The following is a 17,863-nucleotide window of genomic DNA, read 5'->3' on the forward strand; positions in this document are numbered from 1 at the left end:
CGTTGCCTCGCCCCAGGACCCCGGGAGACACCATGAAGACCCTTCGACCCCTCAAATCCGTCGAGAAGCTCGAGAACGCCACCTGGCTGGACGCGGTGGCGAACCCGATGCGCGACCTGGTGCAGGCCGTCATCAAGCCCGGCGCTGTTCGCGACATCCTGCACGGCGTGCCGATCGGGCACCCGCTGCACCCGCTGATGGTCCTCGTGCCGACCGGCACCTGGCTGTCGGCTGCCGTCCTGGACGCAGTGCCCGGCTCGAAGGCGGCGTCGGCGATCCTCATCGGTACCGGTGTGGTCAGCGCCGCCCCGACGGCGCTCAGCGGCTGGACCGACTGGTCCGAAGGGCACGAGCAGCAGCTGCGGGTGGGCGTGGTCCACGCCGCCGCGAACGCCGTCGCCGTCGGTCTCTACTCGCTGTCGCTGGTGCAGCGGCTACGCGGCCGGTCGGGCAAGGTGCTCTCGTACACGGGGCTCGCGGTGGTCTCCGCCGGAGGATTCCTCGGCGGTCACATGGCGTACCGGCAGGCGCTGGGGGCCAACCACTCGGAGGACGTGCCGCACCGGGTGGAGCCCGGGTGGCATGCCATCGGGGCGCTCGCCGAGTTGCCGGACGGCAGGCTGGAGAAGCGGGTGCTCGGCGAGGTTCCCCTCGTGGTCTTCCGTCAGGGCGACGAGGTGTCGGTGCTCTCCGCCACCTGCAGCCACCTCTCCGCGCCACTCGACGAGGGGACGGTCAGCTACGACGACGGCGATCCCTGCCTCACCTGTCCCTGGCACAACAGCATGTTCTCGCTGAGGAACGGCGAGGTGCTGCGAGGCCCGGCCACGTCGCCGCAGCCGTCCTTCGAGACGCGGATCGTCGCGGGGACCGTGGAGGTGAGCCTGCCGAACGCAGGCTGATCGGCGGCGCTGTCGGAAGGCTGCGGGGCGTGGCCGGACCTCCGGCGCCCGGACACGACGATGCCCGGCACAGTGCGTGCCGGGCATAGTCGTGCGTGCTGTCTCCGCTCAGGCGGTTGCCCGACGGCGTACCACGAACGCACCTCCGAGTGCTGCGAGGACCAGTCCGCCACCGAGGGCGAGGGCCCCGGCGTCGTTGGTCGCCGGAGCCTGCGCGACGCCGGTATCGGCACCACCCACCGGCATCTGGCCCATCTGCTGCACCTCGGGCTGGGGCTGCGGCATGGGCGTGACCGGCGGGTCCTGCGGAACCATGGGCTCGTTCTCCGCGACGATCCGCGCCACGATGCTCGCGTCGTACGGAGGATTACCTGCTGCGTCACAACCTGTGGCGTCGTCGTCCGAGTTGAGGCCCGGCTGGTAGCCGGGGGTACCAACGGGAATGTTGTAGACCCCGACGTTCGCGGCTGCCGTGCAGTTCTCGAACGGCAGGCCGACCGCGAGGGCCGGTGACGCCGAGAACAGAGCGAGGCCTGCTGCGGCCGAGGTGGCAAGGGCGATGGACGTCTTCTTCATGGGAAACTCCTGAGACCTGGAAGATGATGGTCGTCCGACCGTACTGCATGATCACGACGAATCGGGGAACGCAGCTCGCGGGTACACCTGTGGTTGCGTGCCGCAGCTCCGTGGTCTACCCGGCGGATGGCCCGGTCCGGAGACCTCCGATCAGGCGTTCGCGTCGGGGCGGTAGGGCGGGTAGCTCGGAGGAGGAACGGTGCCGCTCCCTGCATTGCCACGGCGGACGAGCTCGCCGGTGTTCTCAGCCGTGCGGATGGCCGCAATGAGGGATTCCAGTCCCACGCGTGCCAGGACCAGGTACAGGAGACTGAAGATGGGGCCGATGATCAGGAGCACCAGGATGCCGAGGAGCGAGCTCTGCTGGAAGCTCAGGACGACGAACAGGAGGTAGGAGATGGCGATCACCACCATCACCAGGAGATAGACGATCTTCGCGATACTGGGCGCGATGAAGGTGGTGAAGGAAAAATCGAAGAGCGCTTTCATGATCCCCATATTCGGTCGACGGTCGAGTGTCGGACCGACTGTACAGCGAGGACCGCGCCCGACGGCCCAGGACTCACCGGCGTGCGCTACTGCGTGGCGTCCTCACCCGCCCAGGCCTCGGCGAAGAACTGCGGGGAGCGCGATTCCAGCAGTCCGGCATACGTGTCCGGGTCCAGTGCCTGCGCGGAGTGCGCCGGTATCTCGGAGGTGAAGGCGGAGACGCCCAGGCCGGCTGCGCCGTCCTGCAGTGTGAGTCCGGCCGCCTCCAGGATGGTGGGGTACAGGTTCAGCTGGTCCACGCGGGGACGAACCGTACCGGCCGGCTCGGCGCCCGGGACCCAGATGCGATTGAAGATGGTGCGGTTCGGGTGGTCGTCGAGCTGCTCGTGGAAGGCGTCGCCCGCACTCATGTGCTTGAGGTGGTCACCCATGATCACCACGGCGGTGTCCTCGAGATAGCCCTCGGCCTCCAGGTGGTCGACGAACCCGGCCACCTGGGTCATGGAGCAGGCGAAGACCGAGGTGACGGCGTCCTGCGTGTCCACGTCGCAGTAGTCGTACACGTGCACGGGCTCGTGGGTGTCCAGGGTCAGGACCGAGAGGTTGAACGGCTCACCGGTCCGCTCGGACTCCGCGTGGAGCTCGTCCACGGTGGTCGTGGCATTGGCCATGAGACGCTCGTCGCTCAGGCCCCAGTCGCTGCGGAAGCTCGTCTCGGGTTCGCCCGCTGCCCGCCAGTCGGTCAGGCCCTTCACCACGGAGTACTCGTGGGTGCGCAGGAACGTGTCCTTCGCGGCGAAGCGCGCGTTCGCACCACCCAGGAAGACATTGGTGTAGCCGTGGTCCCCCAGCACGTCGCCCAGGCAGGTGGTTCCGCCCAGGTACGTCTCGACGTCGTCGCTCGGCTTGTCGGAGACGCTGCTGCCGGAACTCCCCGCCGGACGAAGCGGCACGCCGCACTGGGTGGAGGTGAGGCCGGCCATGGTCCACCCCCCGCTCCGGTACTGCTGGAGGTCCTCGATGCTCTGCCACCCGTCGGAGGCCTTCGTGGCCTCCTTCAGGGGCGCGAAGGCGTCCTTCTCGAAGAGCTGGTCGTCCTCCAGGGTCGCCTCGCCGGACTCGAGGTAGATGAGGACGAGGTTGCGCTTGCCCGCGTCATCGGTGATGACGGGCTGCGCGTAGTAGTCGCCGATGTCGAAGTCGGAGTTGGCCGCCTGGATGTACTTCCCGAGGTTCACGGTGTCGGCGAAGGCCGTGGTGCCGCCGACGACCACCGCGCCGACCAGCGCCGTGGCGACAGTCCGCGTGATCCACGGCGAGCGGCGCGACCGTCCGGCGTACGTGGCGCGACGGCGGGTGCGACGCCGGAGATACCACCACAGGGCGATACCCGTGGTGAGGAGCAGGGGCACCACACCGACGCCGATGATCCCCAGCCAGACGACGGCGCCGCCCCCGCCGTCGGTCTCCAGGGAGGTCAGGTTCAGGAGCATCTGGCCCACGGAGATCTCGCCCCAGAAGAATCGGATCCCGATGGCAGCGATGAGCAGTGCGAGGCCGGCCCAGAGGAGGACGAAGACCAGGGTCTGGGCGGCGACGGCGCCGGCTCGTCGGGTCAGGCGCAGGCCGCGCTCATACATGACATCGCCTCGCCTTCCAATAGCCCGCCCGATGTTCGAACGTCCTTGACATCCACCCGGTTCCTGGGCCGGTAGAAGCCTAGCGTCGCCACAGGGGCTGTCAACACTCGTATCGGCTCTCCTCATGGTGTGTTGCCCTCTGACTGCTCGGGTGCGGCCGTGCTCCGCAGGGGCTTTCGACGACTGGGACGGGCCCGGAGGCGGCGTGTCACCCCGCAACACGCCGATCCTTGGTCCGAAAGCCCCGATTTGGGACGGTGCCGGACTGGAAGGCCCCGGTTCGGAGCTCGAAATCCCCGGTTTGAGACGGTGCCGGACTGGAAGGCCCCGGTTCGGAACGAGGTGGGCTCGAAAGCCCCGGCCCCGGCCCCGGACCCCGGGGCGGCAGGGCGGCCCTACCGCGTGGAGGGGGTGTCACCCGCCGCGTTGCGCGCCGCGAGGATGTGCGTACGCATTACTGCCTCCGCCCACTCGCCGTCGCGCGCGTCGGCCGCTGCCACGAGCTCCGCGTGATGCTGCATGGAGCGGCGCAGCGCTGCCTCGCTGTACTTGCGGAAGGTGTGCGCGACGACGGCGGGGCGCATCACGGCCTGCAGCGCGGTGGCCACGTGCCGGTTGCCGCACCGCTCGATGAAGATCCCGTGGAAGGCGGCATTCAGGGGGCTGAGTCCGTCCATGTCGCCGCCACCGTCCACCACGGCTTCCATCCGAGCGCTCAGGGAGGCGAGTTCGGCGACGTCGTCGTCGGTCAGGTGGGGCACGGAGAGCCGTACGGCGTGGGGCTCGAATCCGGAGCGGACGTCATAGAGCCCGGCGACGTCCTCGGTGGAGAAGTCCACCACCTGCGCGCCCTTGTTGCGGCTGAGGTCCACGAGTCCCTCGGCGGCGAGGCGGTTCAGGGCCTCCCTGATGGGCGTGCGGCTCACGCCGATGCGGTCCGCGAGGGTGGTCTCGCGCAGCCAGGCACCCGCGGCCAGCTCGCCCGAGGCGATCATGGCCCGCACCTGCCCGTAGGCGCTCACGTCGCGATCCGGTACAGCACGAGGTGCAGTGTCGCGGGTGGGTGCGTCGGACGGCGTGCTGTTCACGGTGCTCACGCTAGCGCGTCGGGCCAGCTCGCCACAGCCAATCCGGCGCGCGTCCCGCCGCGGGAGACGAAGGACGACGACGCCCGACCGGTGAGCTCCACGATCCGGTGCGAGGCGAGCATGTACGTCTCCAGATCGATCCCGGTCGCGATGCCGAGCCCGTCACACAGGTGCACCAGGTCCTCGAGAGCCGCATTGCCGAGCACCGAGGGATCTCCGGGAAACCACAGGTCCCCGCCGAGCCCCGCGAAGGAGCCCTCGAGCCAGGTGGCGCCGGCCAGCATCGCCGCCAGTGCATTGGCGGGTGCGAAGCCGTTGCGATTGTGCAGATGGACGCCGACGTCGAGCCCCGGGTACAGGCTCCGCACCTCGGCGATGCCGTCGAAGATCTCCCCGGGCTCCTCCTCACCCGAGGTCGCGGCCAGATACACGCCCGCGGCACCGGCGTCGACCGCTGCCTGCACCACTCGCAGGCGCTCCTCCCGGGTGACCGGGCCCCGCGCGGGAGCGAAGAACGCGCACGCGACGGCGACGACGAGCCGCGTGCCGGTGTCGGCGGCGAGCACCCCGATGCGCGCGACATCGGCGAGGATCTCGTCGGTGCCCAGGCGCTGGTTCTTCAGGCTCACGGCCTCGTCCGCGGAGGCGACTACCACGAGTTCGTCGAGGCCGCAGTCCACCGCCCGTTCGGCGCCGCGGTAGTTCGGAGCGAGCCCCCGGTATCGCACCCCGGGGACGCGGGGCACGGCGGCCATGAGCTCTGCGGCGTCGGCGAGCTGGGGGAGCACCTTCGGGTGGGCGAAGCTCACGGCCTCGATCTCCCGCAGACCGGCATCGATGAGCAGGTGCACCAGCTCGAGCTTGGCCGCGGTGGGCACCATCGCCGGGACGGACTGCAGGCCGTCGCGGAGCCCCACCTCCACGAGGCGGATGGTCGAGGGAAGCCCGGGGATGCTCATGCCAGTTTGCGTTCGCGCAGGGAGGCGAGCCTGGCGTCGTCGACCCCGATCTCCGCGAGGACGGCCTGCGTGTGCTCGCCGAGGGCGGGGCCGGGCCAGCGGATGCTGCCGGTGGTGCGGCTGAGCTTCGGGAAGACATTCTGCTGGGCCACGGGCCCGAGGACGGGGTGGTCCACCTCGGTGATGGACTCGCGGGCCAGGTACTGGGGGTCGGTGAGCATGTCCTCGGGGCGGAAGATCTTGCCCGCGGGGACGCCGTGCTCGCCGAGCGTGGCCTCGAGGGCCTCGGCACCCTGCGTGGAGGTGTACTCGCCGATCAGTGCATCGAGTTCGGCCTGGCGTTCGCCACGCGCACCGTGGGTGGCGTAGCGGGGATCGGTGGCCAGCTCGGGTCGGCCGATCGCCGTGGCGAGGCGGGCGAACACGGTGTCCTGGTTCGCCGCGATGAGCATCCACGTGCCGTCGGCCGTCGGGTACACATTGCTCGGTGCCACATTGGGCAGGATGGCGCCGGTCCGCTCGCGCTGGTAGCCCGAGACCTGCCACTCCGGGACGAGCGACTCCATGACGCCGAGCACCGCCTCGTAGATAGCGGAGTCCACCATCTGGCCCCGGCCGCTGACCTCGCGCTCGCGGACGGCGGCGAGCGCGCCGATGGTGGCGAACAGGGCTGCCAGCGTGTCACCGATGGAGATGCCGACGCGGGAGGGCGGCGTGGACGGATCGCCCACCACGTAGCGCAGTCCGCCCATCGCTTCGCCGATCGCCCCGTACCCGGCGCGCTGGGAGTAGGGGCCGTCCTGGCCGAAGCCGGAGACGCGGACCATGATCAGCCCGGGGTTCAGCTCGGCCAGGGCGGGGTAGCCCAGGCCCCAGCGTTCCATGGTGCCGGGCCGGAAGTTCTCGATCACGATGTCCGCGCCGGCGATCAGCGTGCGGGCCAGTTCCTGGCACTCGGGGTCGCGGAGATTCAGGGTGACGGAGCGTTTGTTACGCCCTACCACGGACCACCACAGCGACTGGCCCTGCGGGAGCTGCCGGCCCCACTGGCGCAGCGGGTCGCCCGTGGCCGGGTCCTCGATCTTGACGACGTCGGCGCCGAGATCGCCGAGCATCTGTCCGCAGAACGGGCCGGCCAGGAGCTGGCCCAGCTCCACGACGCGGAGACCGGCGAGGGGGCCCGTGGCGGGGGTATCACTGGCTGTCATCGGCGGGCCTCCAGGGCGGGACGGGGGATGTCGCCGGTAGCGGCACCCTGAACGTATACAACGTCGCACCTCGAAGCGTTCTCGGTCAAGAAGAATGCGGGAAAACGTGTGAAGTTGTATGCAATCTCTTGACGTCGGGACTGCCCCACCCCTACGCTGGCTCGCAGTGGAGCGGTGACGTCGGTCACACAGTTGGAGCTCTCCCCCTAGGGTTCCGGCGGACCGGCGTCACCGCCCCACCGGTTCCCGGCCCCGCCCCTTCCGGGCGCGGCCGGGAGCTTCCACGCTCACGAGGCATCACACAAGAGGAGACCTGATGGCGTTTCGGCTCGGCGTAGACGTGGGCGGTACGTTCACGGACATCCTCCTGATCAACGAGGATTCCGGGGAGACCCACCGCTTCAAGACGGCGTCCACGCCCGAGGACCAGTCGATCGGCGTGCTGCACGGGATCGAGCAGGTGTGCCGGGCGGCCGGTGTCCCGACGTCGGAGGTGACCGAGGTGCTGCACGGCACCACCGCCGCCACCAATGCGATCCTCGAGCACAAGGGTGCCCGCGTGGGTCTGGTGACCACGAAGGGCTTCCGGCAGGTGCTGCAGATAGCCCGCTCCTTCGTGCCCGGTGGCCTGGCCGGGTGGATCATCTGGCCCAAGCCTGAGCCGCTCGCGGACCTCGAGGACACCGTGGAGGTGGCCGAACGCGTGACCACCGGCGGTGAGGTTCGTATTGCCCTCGACGACGACGACGTCCGCACCCAGCTCCGCCGCCTGAGGAAGCGCGGCATCGAGGCCCTGAGCATCAGCCTCATCAATTCCTTCGCCTACGGCGCCCACGAGGCACGCGTCGCGGAGCTGGCTGCCGAGGAGCTGCCCGGCGTCCCCGTCTCCGTGTCCTCCGTGGTGCTGCCCGAGCTCCGCGAGTACGAGCGCACCATCACCACCGTGGCCAACGCCTATGTGCAGGGCCAGGTCTCGCGCTACGTGGGCAATCTGGAGGAGAAACTCACGGCGGCCGGAATCGACGGCGCCCTGTCCATCCTCCGCAGCGACGGCGGGCTCGTCTCGGGCAAGGTCGCCGCGGACAACCCGGTGTCGCTGCTGCTCTCCGGCCCGGCCGGTGGCGTGACCGGTGCGGTCTGGGCCGCCGAGCAGGCGGGATTCAAGGACCTGCTCACTTTCGACATGGGCGGCACCTCCACGGATGTGGCGCTGGTCCAGGACCTCACCCCGCGCATCGGCCGTGAGACCTCGGTGGGCGATCTCACGGTCCGCGCCACCTCCGTGGACGTCCGCACGGTCGGTGCCGGCGGTGGCTCCGTCGCGCACGTCCCGCAGCTGACAGGAGCGCTCCGTGTGGGGCCGCAGTCCGCCGGCGCGGCACCCGGTCCGGCGTCGTACGGGAAGGGCGGCACCGAGCCCACGGTCACGGACGCGAACGTGGTGCTCGGGTATCTGCCCGCGCAGCTCGCGGGCGGCGAGATAGCGCTCGACGTCGACGCCGCGGCGACCGCCGTCGCCACGATCGCCGACGCCCTGGGCCTGGGTGGCGCCGAGAACGCGGCCGAGGGCATCATCGACATCGTCAACGAGAACATCTACGGCGCGCTGAAGCTCGTCTCCACCCAGCAGGGCTTCGATCCGCGGGACTTCGCGCTGGTGGCCTTCGGCGGCGCCGGGCCCCTGCACGCCAATGCGCTGGGCAAGCTCACCGGCGCCTGGCCGGTGATCATCCCGCCGTCGCCCGGGGTGCTCTGCGCCTACGGGGACGCGACCACGAGCCTGCGCGACGAATCGGCCCGGACCCTCGTGAAGCGTTTCAGCGAGCTGGGCGACGCCGAGGTGCGTACCGTCCTGGAGGAACTGGCCGCCACCGCGCGCGAATCGCTGCTGGCCGCCGGTCTGCGCGAGGACGAGCTGACGGTCACCTACTCGGCGGATCTGCGGTACCACGGGCAGGGCTTCGAGATCCCCATCGGGGTGGACCTGGCGACCTTCACGGACGACGGCGGCCTGGCGGCCCTGCGCTCCAGCTTCGATGCCGAGCACGAGCGGCTGTTCGCGTTCCTGCTGGACAACGAGCACGAGCTCGTCACCGCCCGCGCCACGGTCAGCGGCCCCCGGCCCGAGGTCGCGGCGATCACCCTGGAGAGCGGCAGCGCCGATCCGCGGGCGGCGCTGCGCACAACCGACAGCATCTTCGTGGCCGGGGAGCGGGTGGAGGCGTCCATCTACGACCGTGAGCTGCTGCTCGCAGGGAATGTGGTCACCGGACCCGCCGTCATCGCGGAGATGGACTCCACCACGCTGGTGCTCCCGGGCCACACCGCCACCGTGCACCAGCACGGGAGCCTGCTCATCCGGCCCCTCGACGAGACCACCACCACCTCGTCCACCACCAGTGAGGACTGATCCATGGCACAGCTGATCGAAACCGCCACCTCCGAGCTCACCGCCGTGGACGTGGACGTGGTGACCCTCGACCTGATCGAGAACGCCCTGCGCAGCGCACGCTACGAGATGGACGAGACACTCTTCCGCACGGCGCTGTCGCCGGGCATCCGGGAACAGCACGACGAGTTCCCGCTGATCGCCGATCCCGAGGGGAAGATGATCGTGGGCCAGTTCGGGCTCTCCATCCCGGACTTCCTGGCCAACTTCGACGGGACCATCGAGGAGGGCGATGTCCTGATGACCTCGGACCCGTACTCCTGCGGTGCGGCGATCAGCCATGCGAACGACTGGCTGGTGGTGATGCCCATCTTCTTCGACGGGCGGATCGTCGGCTGGGCGTCCCAGTTCGGGCACATGACCGACGTCGGCGGCAAGACCCCTGCGTCCATGCCCACGGACGCGCGGACCATCTTCGAGGAGGGCGTGATCATCCCGCCCTTCAAGCTGTACCGGAAGGGCGAGCGCGACGACACGTCGCTGGGGATCATCCTCAACCAGGTGCGCAAGCCCGACTGGAACCGGGCGGATCTCAACGGGATCGTGGCCGCCTGCCGCACGGCGTCGCGCCGCGTGCAGGAGATGTGCGCACGCTTCGGGGTGGACACCTACACCTCCGCGCTGAACGCCCTGCTGGACCGCAACTACCGGGCCATGAAGGCGCTGCTGGCCATGGTGTTCGAGGAGGGCAAGCCGCTCTCCTTCACCGACTACATCGACGACGACGGCCGCGGCTACGGACCGTACGAGCTGACCATGACGCTCACGCGCACGGGCGACAAGGTACTGATCGACCTCACGGGCAGCAGCCCGCAGGCGCAGGGACCCATCAACTACTACATCAACGAGAATCTGATCCGGATGTTCTTCGGCATCTACATGATCACCGTCGCCGATCCGCAGATCCTCTGGAATGACGGCTTCTACCCGCTGGTGGACGTGGAGATCCCGGAGAACTCCTTCTGGAAGCCGGCGTACCCGGCGGCGCTCAACGGGCGCAACCATGGTATCGGCCGGTTGTTCGATCTCTTCGGCGGGCTCCTCGGCCAGGCCAACCCGGACCTGCTGAACGCGGCCGGCTTCTCCTCCTCCCCGCACTTCATGTACTCGGGGAACTACAGCGCCGGCGAGCGGAAGGGCGAGTGGTTCCAGCTCTACTCGATCGGCTTCGGCGGTATCCCGGGCCGGCCGGTGGGCGACGGGCCAGACGGCCACTCGCTGTGGCCCTCGTTCGTCAACATCCCGTGCGAGTACCTGGAGAGCTACTATCCGCTGATCATCGACTGCTGGGAGACCATCCCGGACACCGGCGGCGCGGGCCTGCACCGCGGCGGTAACGGCGTGGACGTGGCGTACCGCTTCCTGGAGGCCGGGACCATCGCCATCCACGACGACCGCTGGCTCACCTACCCGTGGGGTGTGAAGGGCGGCGAGCCGGGGGCGCGCGGCACCAAGTGGATCGACCGCGCTGACGGTAGCCGGGAGGTACTGCCGTCCAAGGTGCACGACGTCGCCGTCGGCAAGGACGACGTCCTCCACTTCGTGACGTGGGGCGGTGGCGGCTGGGGTGACCCGCTGGCCCGTGACCCGGAGCTGGTGTGCAAGGAGGTGCGGCGCGGCCTGGTCACGCAGGCCGGCGCACGGGCCTACGGGGTGGTGTGCGACGACGACGGCGACCTCGACGCTGCTGCCACCTCCGCATTGCGTGATGCGCTGCGTGAGGGTCGGGAGGAGCCGCTGCCGCTGTTCAACCGCGGCGATTCCATGGAGAACCTGCTGGCCAACAGCCTCACCGAGACCGGACTCCCGGCGCCGACGCCTCCGCTGGCGGTGCTGTGACGGCTGCACCCGGCTCCTCGTCTCAGTCCTCGTCGCCCGGATCCGTTCCGGCGGTCACTCCGCCGGTTGGTTCTCCCTCGTCGGGGTCCTTCTCGACAGGGTTCGACGGCGCACTGACACCGGGTCGGCGTCGGGCGGTGATCGCCGTCGACCTGATGCGGGCGTACTTCGACGAGGAGAGTCCGCTGTGCCTGCCGTCGTCGGACTGCCTGGCAGGAGCCGCCGCCGTCCTCGCCTCGGCCCGTGCGGCCGGGTACCCGGTGTTCCACACGGTGGTCAGGTTCGACGACGCCGAGCACGGTGGCGTCTTCCTGCGGAAGGTCCCGGCGCTGCGCCTCTTGATCAGTCCCTCACCGGGGGAGACCCCGCCGCTGGGGGAGTTGATGCCCCAGGTCGCCCCGATTGCGGGGGAGACCGTGGTGGTGAAGCAGTCGGCCAGCGCGTTCTTCGGCACCGATCTGGCCGACCAGCTGCGCGCGGCGGAGGTGGACACGGTGATCATCGTCGGAGTGAGCACCAGCGGGTGCGTGCGGGCGACCGCGGTGGATGCCGTGCAGCACAATTTCGTGCCGCTCGTGGTGCGCGAGGCCGTCGGGGATCGCGACGACGCCGTACAGCGGTCGGCGCTGTACGACCTGCAGGCGAAGTACGCCGAGGTCGTGGGGCTGGACGTGATCCTGGGCGGCTAGGGCTGGGGTCGAGGTGGGCGGTTGGCGCGTTCAGATCCGGGGTTTTTGCCTATCGGATCCTGCCGTAGGCCGGCGTGTCGTGCCGCGACACGGTGCCGTGGCGCTCGAAGTCCCCGGACAGGCACCGACACGGGGCGCTCACAGGTCCGGAGCCGGCGTCGAGACAACGCCGCCGCGCAGAAGCAGCCGATGACGTGCGGCTCGGGAGCCGTCACTCCCTGTGCTGCATGACAAACAGGGAATGACCAGTCCCCACGGTGGGAGTTGCACACCCCGAATCACCCACTCCGAGTAACGTAGGATTGTAGACAGTCCCCGTCCGGTCCGTCGGCGGGAGGCGAACCTGATTGCGCGCCCGGGGGGTCGCGACCGAACCCCGAGTGGAAGGTGGTCACCCATGCAGAGATTCGAGCCCGTCGTCCGCGAATCCACGCCCTCGATCATCGCCGGCAAATTGCGCACCGCGATCGGTCTGGGCCACATTCCTCCGGGGGCCCAACTCGGCGAGGCCGAGCTTGCCAAGGAGCTCGGCGTGAGCCGGGGTCCGCTCCGCGAGGCCATGCAGCGGCTGACCCAGGAGGGCCTGCTCATCAGCATCCGCAACCGTGGGCTGTTCGTCATCACCATGACGGACGACGAAGTCCGGGACATGTACGTAGCGCGAACCGCCGTCGAACGGGCTGCCGCCGAGCTCATCCTGCAGAAGGGTGCCGAAGACGTCGCGGCCCAGCTGGTGAACCTGGTGAAAGCCATGAAGAAGGCAGCTGACCGGAACGACCTGGATGCCATGTCCGAGGCCGACATGGCCTATCACGCCACCCTCGTCGCGGCGGCGGGTAGTAGCCGGCTGACGCGGATGCACCAGACCCTGCTGACGGAGACGCGCATGTGCCTGACGGCCCTCGAGAAGAGATACCCGGACCCCCACACCCGGGTGGCTGAGCACCAGGCCATCGCCGAAGCACTGGGTGCAGGCAACGCCGACCTGGTGGGCAAGCTGCTCATCAGCCACATGGACGACGCCCTGCAGCGGCTCACCGGCACTGAGAACACCGGCAAGGAAAGCGCCGGCACTGAGAACACCGGAACTGAGAACACCGGAACTGAGATCACCGGCGCTGAGAACACCGGAACTGAGAACACCGGCGCTGAGAAGCCTGGCGACGAGATCAGCGGCACTGACAGCGACAGGCAGCCGGCGACCGCCTAGCCCCGGACTCGCCGGCTGCAGCTGGTGCCGAATCGGCTATCGGGCCGGCGCGTCCTCACCTCAGGTCCCGCCATGCCGCAGACACAGGAGCGCGTAAGCACGAGCGGCTGCAACGATCTCCGCGACACGGACGGATTCGTTCACCTGGTGTGCCTGGTCGTTCAGCCCACCCGGGCCCATGACGATGGTCGGTACGCCGAGATCGCGGGCCACGAATCCGCCGTCGCAGGCAGCTGTCCAACCGCTGATGGTGCTCTCCACACCGACGTCGGCCAGCGCGGACACGGCATTGGCCACGAGCGGATGGGCCTCGGGAGTACGGAAGCCGGGCATCTCCATGGAGACTGCGGCCTCGACCGAGATGCCGTCCGAATCGATGCCGGCGTCACTGATCTGCGTCATCAGCCTGTCCCGGATCAGGCCTGCGTCGTCGTCGGGCATGAGGCGTCGATCCAGCGATACCGAACATCGGTCCGCCACCATGGAGATTCCGGTGCCGCCCGTGATGAGGCCGATGTTCCAGGTGCCCGCGCCGAGCAGCGGGTCCGGCTGGGACTGGAGCCGGGCATGGTCGGCGCGGACGAGGTCCAGGATCCTCGCGGCGGCGTCGATCGCGTTCCGCCCGTCCGCGGGCCGCCCGGAGTGGGCCGACCTACCGGTGATCTCCAGGTCGAGGTAGCTGTCTCCGCGGCAACCGATCACGGTCGTGAGGTCCGTCGGCTCGGCCACGACGCACGCCGAGTAGGAGAAGGCTGGGTCGGCGAGGGCAGCGGCGGTGAAGGCGCGGATGCCGATGCCGCGGTCCTCCTCGTCCACGGTGCATGCCAGCGCCGTGGTGAAGGGCAGCTCCACGCCGGCCTCCCGCAGGGCCTTCAGGGCGACGACGACGGCGGCCAGACCGCCCTTCATGTCCGTGGACCCGCGTCCGACGAGCCGCCCGTCCCGGGTGTACGGCTCGAAGGGGGGCCGGTCCCAGCCCGTCCCGGCCGGTACGACATCCGAGTGGCCGAGGAACAGGACGCCAGGCAGGGTGCCGCCCGGCAGGACGGCTGTGAGGTTCGGCCGACCCGGTGCCACCGTGTCGGTCGATACGTCGAGCCCGGAGCGTTCACAGAAGTCCTTCAGGACCTCCACGGTGGCCTCCTCGGTGCCGCCGGGGTTCTCCCCGCCGGCGGCCACCAGCGCCATGGTCAGGGAGACGAGGTCGTCCTCGCGGATGAGGCCGAGCACGTCCTGTTCGATGGCCGATCGTTCACGGGACGTCAGCTCTCGATGCTGCCGGCCAGGAGCCGTCGTCAACGGTTGTCCGTGCCTCTCAGGGCCTGGAGCTCCACGTCCATCGCACGGCGGAGGCGGAGGATGCCCTCCTCGGCCCGTTCGGGAGTGGTGGAGGCGAAGCAGAGCCGCAGGGCGTCGTCGAACCTGCCGCTGGCGGACAGGGCCGGCCCGGGGATGAAGGCCACGCCTTCGGCGAGTGCTGTCTCGAAGAGCTTGCTCGTCGAGATCCGCGCGTCCTCGCCCTGGAGTGTGAGCCAGAGGAAGAAGCCGCCTTCGGGGTCGGTCGTGGTGACCCTGGTGCCCAGATTCCGGTGCAGGCTCTCCTGCATGGAGTCCTTGCGGTGCCTGTATTCGGTCCGCAGGCCCGCGAGGTGTGAATCGAGGCCACCGCGGCGGATGAACTCGGCCACGATGTGCTGGCCGGGGACGTTGGTGCACGTGTCCATGGCCTGCTTGGCGTTGATGACGAGCTGGCGCAGCGCCGGGTCCGTGTCCACCCAGCCCACGCGCAGTCCTGGGGCCAGGATCTTGGAGAACGTGCGGACGGAGAACAGCAGCGGGTCGCCGGGACTCAGGGCCTGCAGGGACGGCAGGTCGTCACCCTGGAATCGCAGCAGACCGTAGGGGTCGTCGTCGATGATCACGGAGTTCCACTCGTGCGCCAGCTCCAGGAGCTGGTGGCGCCGTGGCAGGGAGAGCGTGGTCCCGGAGGGGTTCTGGAAGTTCGGGATGGTGTAGATGGCCTTGGGGGTACGGCCGGCGGCGGCGATCAGCTCCGGCAGGGCCTCCACGACGAGGCCGTTCTCGTCGGTCGGTGCCTCGAGCAGTTCGGCGCCGTAGCTCAGGGCGGTGGCGCTGCCGTTGGTGTAGGTGGGGCTTTCCACGATGACCAGGTCACCGGGGTCGATGAAGATCTTGCAGGCCAGGTCGAGGCCCTGCATCCCCCCGGCTGTGATGGTGATGCGGTCCTCGGTGGTGGGATCCGATGTCCCTGCCAGGTAATCGACGAGATTCTCCAGCAGCACCGGCTCGCCCTCGGTGGCGCCGTAGGTCATGGAGCTGTGGTCGAACACCTGGTCCGCGATGTCGCGGAACTCGGCCAGAGGCACGGCCTCGTTCGCCGGGGAGCCCATGGCGAAGCGGACGATGTCGTGCGTCTGGGCGGCCAGCAGCGACGTGCTGGAGTCGATGACCGAGCCGACGAGGCCGGCTGCGCGGTCTGCCAGAGGCAGGGTGGCACGGGATCGGGTGGCGGAGTGGTCGACGGTCATGGCTAGCCGCCTTTCTGGATGAGTTCTCGGGGGAAGCTGGTGAACGTCTCCACGCCGTCGGCGGTGACGCGGATCGATTCGGAGAGTTCGTAGCCGTAGCTGTCCATCCACATGCCGCCGATGACGTGGAAGGTCATGTTCTCCGCGAGGATGGACTCGTCCTCGGAGCGGATCGAGATGGTGCGCTCGCCCCAGTCCGGCGGGTAGCCGACGCCGATCGAGTACCCGATACGGGAGGGCTTCTCCAGGCCGTGTTCGGCCAGACTCCAGTTCCAGGCGCGGGCGAGTTCGCGGACGGGGACGCCCGGCTGGACGCGGTTCAGCACGGCGTCGAGGCCGTCGGCGACGGCGTCGGCCAGCTTCGCCAGACGCTCCGGCTTCTTCCCCAGTGTCAGCGTGCGCGCCAAGGGGGTGTGGTACCGCCGGTGTGCCCCGGCAAGCTCGACGACGACGGACTGGCCGGCCTCGAAGCGGTCGGCGTTCCAGGTCAGGTGCGGGGTGTCCGATGCCTCACCCGTCGGGAGCAGCGGCACGATGGCAGGATAGTCACCGCCGATGTCGTCGGTGCCCGTGATCTGGGCCTGGCTGATGGCCGCAGCGGCGTCGCACTGGCGGACGCCGACGTCGATCGTCTCGACGGCGGCTTCCATGGCTGCCATGCAGACCTGTGCCGCGCCGCGCATCAGCTGGATCTCGGCCGGGGACTTCACGGAGCGGACCCAGTTCACCAGCTCGAAGCTGTCCACGAGCGTCCATTCCGGGATGGCGTTGACCAGGGACCGATAGGCCTTGGGGGAGAAGAAGTGGGAGTCCATCTCCAGGCCCACGCAGCCCTTGGCCGCCGCGGCGATGAGATGGCGCTCGCGCAGGGCGAAGGCCACCCAGTCGAAGGGGTGCAGGTGCGGGCGGTGCACATAGCGCTCGGGGTATCCCACGATGCACTCCGGCGGCAGCCAGGTGGTGCGGAAGGCGCCGTCGGCATCCATGGCCCGGGCGAAGAGCAGCATGGGACCGTCGGCGGGGACGAAGACCAGCTGCGGGGTGTAGAAGGACCACGCGTTGTACCCCGTGAGGTAATAGATGTTGGCGGGATCGGTGACCAGCAGGGCGGAGAGCCCCTGCTGTTGCAGGCGCACGCGCACACCGGCCAACCGGGCGTCGTACTCCTCTTGGCTGAACAGCAAGGGCCACCTCCGGCACGTCGTAGATTGTCTACAATCTAACTCATGTGGTGCGGCTCACACAAACCGCGGGGTCGAACGGTTCGGCGATCAGTGGGTACTGACGTAGCCGCGGTGCTTGTCCACGACGCCGGTCAGATTCCCGCCTGCTGTCCACTCCTCCAGCTTGTCCAGGAACTGCTCTGCCAGCGCGTCACGCCAGCCGATCACGTCCCCGCACATGTGGGCGGACATATGCACGTTCTCCATGGTCCAGAACGGGTGGTCTGCCGGGAGGGGCTCCTCCCGGAACACGTCCAGTGAGGCGGCCGCGATCCGGCCTTCCCGGAGGGCCTCGATGAGGGCGGATTCGTCCACCAGGGCACCGCGGCCCACGTTGACGAGGTGCGCGGACGATTTCAGGACCGCGAGGACGCGGGCGTCCACCAGGTCGCGGGTCTGCTCGGTGAGCGGGGCGATGAGTACCAGGTGGTCCGCCCAGCCTGCATGTTGCGCCAGGTCCGCGCTCCGGTGGACCACCCCGAAGTCCGGATCATCCTCGCGCGCCGTGCGACCGACGCCGCGGACCTCCAGTCCCACGGCGCGCAGCAGCCGGGCAGTGGCGCGCCCGATACCGCCCGTACCCACGACCAGGGCGTGCGAGCCACCGCTGCGAGTGACTTCGCGGTGCTGCCAGACGGCGCGCTGCTGGAGGGCCTTGCTCAGGTGCAGCTGCTTGTCGTGGGCCAGGACGGAGGCCAGGACGAACTCCGCGATGGGCTGATCGAAGGTGCCGTGGGCGTTCGTCACCACGACGTCGGAGGACCGCAGCTCGTCGAACATCATGGCGTCGACGCCGGCCGCGGCCACGTGCACCCACTTCAGTGCATCCGCCTGTGGCCACGCCTCCCTCAGCGCCGAGGAGAAGAAGTCCCAGAGGAAGAGGACGTCGGCTCCGATAGCCGCGCGGGCAAGGCCGGCGGCGTCCGTCACGGTCACCTCCGCCAGTGCCCCGATCTCGGCCAGGTTGTAGGGGAGCGGTTGTCCTTCGGCGGCGAGAACGACAACGCGGGGTGCGCGGCTCTCCTCAGTGGTAGGCACGGTC

The 17,863-nt window shown here is 69.3% G+C and carries 15 protein-coding genes; 5 read left to right on the plus strand and 10 right to left on the minus strand.

Annotated features, from left to right (window positions below):
* Positions 1 to 32: 32 nt before the first annotated feature.
* Entirely contained in the window at positions 33 to 902 is an 870-nt protein-coding gene (locus Q0747_RS11180) for a Rieske (2Fe-2S) protein (protein ID WP_298254636.1), read from the plus strand.
* 108 nt (positions 903 to 1,010) lie between these two features.
* On the opposite strand, the gene Q0747_RS11185 is transcribed toward Q0747_RS11180, so the two are convergent.
* From Q0747_RS11185 to Q0747_RS11210, 6 genes are all read right to left on the minus strand, one after another.
* Positions 1,011 to 1,478: an excalibur calcium-binding domain-containing protein gene (locus tag Q0747_RS11185; protein ID WP_298254638.1), complete on the minus strand. Its 468-nt coding sequence runs from the start codon at positions 1,476 to 1,478 to the stop codon at positions 1,011 to 1,013.
* 150 nt (positions 1,479 to 1,628) lie between these two features.
* Complete coding sequence (locus Q0747_RS11190; RefSeq protein ID WP_298254640.1) at positions 1,629 to 1,967, minus strand: DUF4282 domain-containing protein; 339 nt, start codon at positions 1,965 to 1,967, stop codon at positions 1,629 to 1,631.
* Between the two features lie 86 nt (positions 1,968 to 2,053).
* On the minus strand, positions 2,054 to 3,607 hold the full coding sequence (locus Q0747_RS11195; RefSeq protein ID WP_298254642.1) for a sulfatase-like hydrolase/transferase: 1,554 nt from the start codon (positions 3,605 to 3,607) through the stop codon (positions 2,054 to 2,056).
* Between the two features lie 395 nt (positions 3,608 to 4,002).
* On the minus strand, positions 4,003 to 4,704 hold the full coding sequence (locus tag Q0747_RS11200) for a GntR family transcriptional regulator (RefSeq protein ID WP_298254644.1): 702 nt from the start codon (positions 4,702 to 4,704) through the stop codon (positions 4,003 to 4,005).
* On the minus strand, positions 4,701 to 5,654 hold the full coding sequence (locus Q0747_RS11205; RefSeq protein WP_298254646.1) for a hydroxymethylglutaryl-CoA lyase: 954 nt from the start codon (positions 5,652 to 5,654) through the stop codon (positions 4,701 to 4,703). The genes Q0747_RS11200 and Q0747_RS11205 overlap by 4 nt, the downstream gene beginning before the upstream one ends.
* Entirely contained in the window at positions 5,651 to 6,862 is a 1,212-nt protein-coding gene (locus tag Q0747_RS11210; RefSeq protein WP_298254648.1) for a CaiB/BaiF CoA-transferase family protein, read from the minus strand. The genes Q0747_RS11205 and Q0747_RS11210 overlap by 4 nt, the downstream gene beginning before the upstream one ends.
* Before the next feature lie 316 nt (positions 6,863 to 7,178).
* On the opposite strand from Q0747_RS11210, the gene Q0747_RS11215 reads away from it, so the two are divergent.
* The 4 genes from Q0747_RS11215 (at position 7,179) to Q0747_RS11230 (ending at position 13,049) form a co-directional block, all read left to right on the plus strand.
* Positions 7,179 to 9,272 (plus strand): hydantoinase/oxoprolinase family protein, encoded by a 2,094-nt coding sequence (locus tag Q0747_RS11215; RefSeq protein WP_298254650.1) that lies wholly within the window; start codon positions 7,179 to 7,181, stop codon positions 9,270 to 9,272.
* Positions 9,273 to 9,275: 3 nt separating this feature from the next.
* Complete coding sequence (locus Q0747_RS11220; protein WP_298254652.1) at positions 9,276 to 11,150, plus strand: hydantoinase B/oxoprolinase family protein; 1,875 nt, start codon at positions 9,276 to 9,278, stop codon at positions 11,148 to 11,150.
* Between the two features lie 137 nt (positions 11,151 to 11,287).
* On the plus strand, positions 11,288 to 11,839 hold the full coding sequence (locus Q0747_RS11225; RefSeq protein WP_298254654.1) for an isochorismatase family protein: 552 nt from the start codon (positions 11,288 to 11,290) through the stop codon (positions 11,837 to 11,839).
* Positions 11,840 to 12,236: 397 nt separating this feature from the next.
* The gene (locus tag Q0747_RS11230) at positions 12,237 to 13,049 is read left to right on the plus strand and encodes an FCD domain-containing protein (RefSeq protein ID WP_367277710.1); all 813 of its coding nucleotides are present in this window, start codon (positions 12,237 to 12,239) and stop codon (positions 13,047 to 13,049) included.
* Positions 13,050 to 13,109: 60 nt separating this feature from the next.
* Here the strand turns inward: Q0747_RS11230 and Q0747_RS11240 are convergent, their stop codons facing one another.
* The 4 genes from Q0747_RS11240 to Q0747_RS11255 all read right to left on the minus strand — a co-directional run bounded on the left by Q0747_RS11240 (position 13,110) and on the right by Q0747_RS11255 (position 17,859).
* Positions 13,110 to 14,348 carry a M20 family metallopeptidase gene (locus Q0747_RS11240; RefSeq protein WP_298254656.1) on the minus strand — a complete coding sequence of 413 codons (1,239 nt, stop codon included), beginning with the start codon at positions 14,346 to 14,348 and terminating at the stop codon, positions 13,110 to 13,112.
* Positions 14,345 to 15,598, minus strand: coding sequence for a PLP-dependent aminotransferase family protein (locus Q0747_RS11245; protein ID WP_298254658.1), 1,254 nt, complete (start codon positions 15,596 to 15,598; stop codon positions 14,345 to 14,347). Before Q0747_RS11245 ends, Q0747_RS11240 begins: the two co-directional genes overlap by 4 nt.
* Positions 15,599 to 15,600: 2 nt before the next feature.
* Positions 15,601 to 16,782 carry a M24 family metallopeptidase gene (locus Q0747_RS11250; RefSeq protein ID WP_298254660.1) on the minus strand — a complete coding sequence of 394 codons (1,182 nt, stop codon included), beginning with the start codon at positions 16,780 to 16,782 and terminating at the stop codon, positions 15,601 to 15,603.
* 87 nt (positions 16,783 to 16,869) lie between these two features.
* The gene (locus Q0747_RS11255) at positions 16,870 to 17,859 is read right to left on the minus strand and encodes a D-2-hydroxyacid dehydrogenase (protein WP_298254662.1); all 990 of its coding nucleotides are present in this window, start codon (positions 17,857 to 17,859) and stop codon (positions 16,870 to 16,872) included.
* Between the last annotated feature and the right edge of the window lie 4 nt (positions 17,860 to 17,863).

The organism is uncultured Arthrobacter sp., assembly GCF_947493765.1.
Lineage (GTDB): Bacteria > Actinomycetota > Actinomycetes > Actinomycetales > Micrococcaceae > Arthrobacter_D.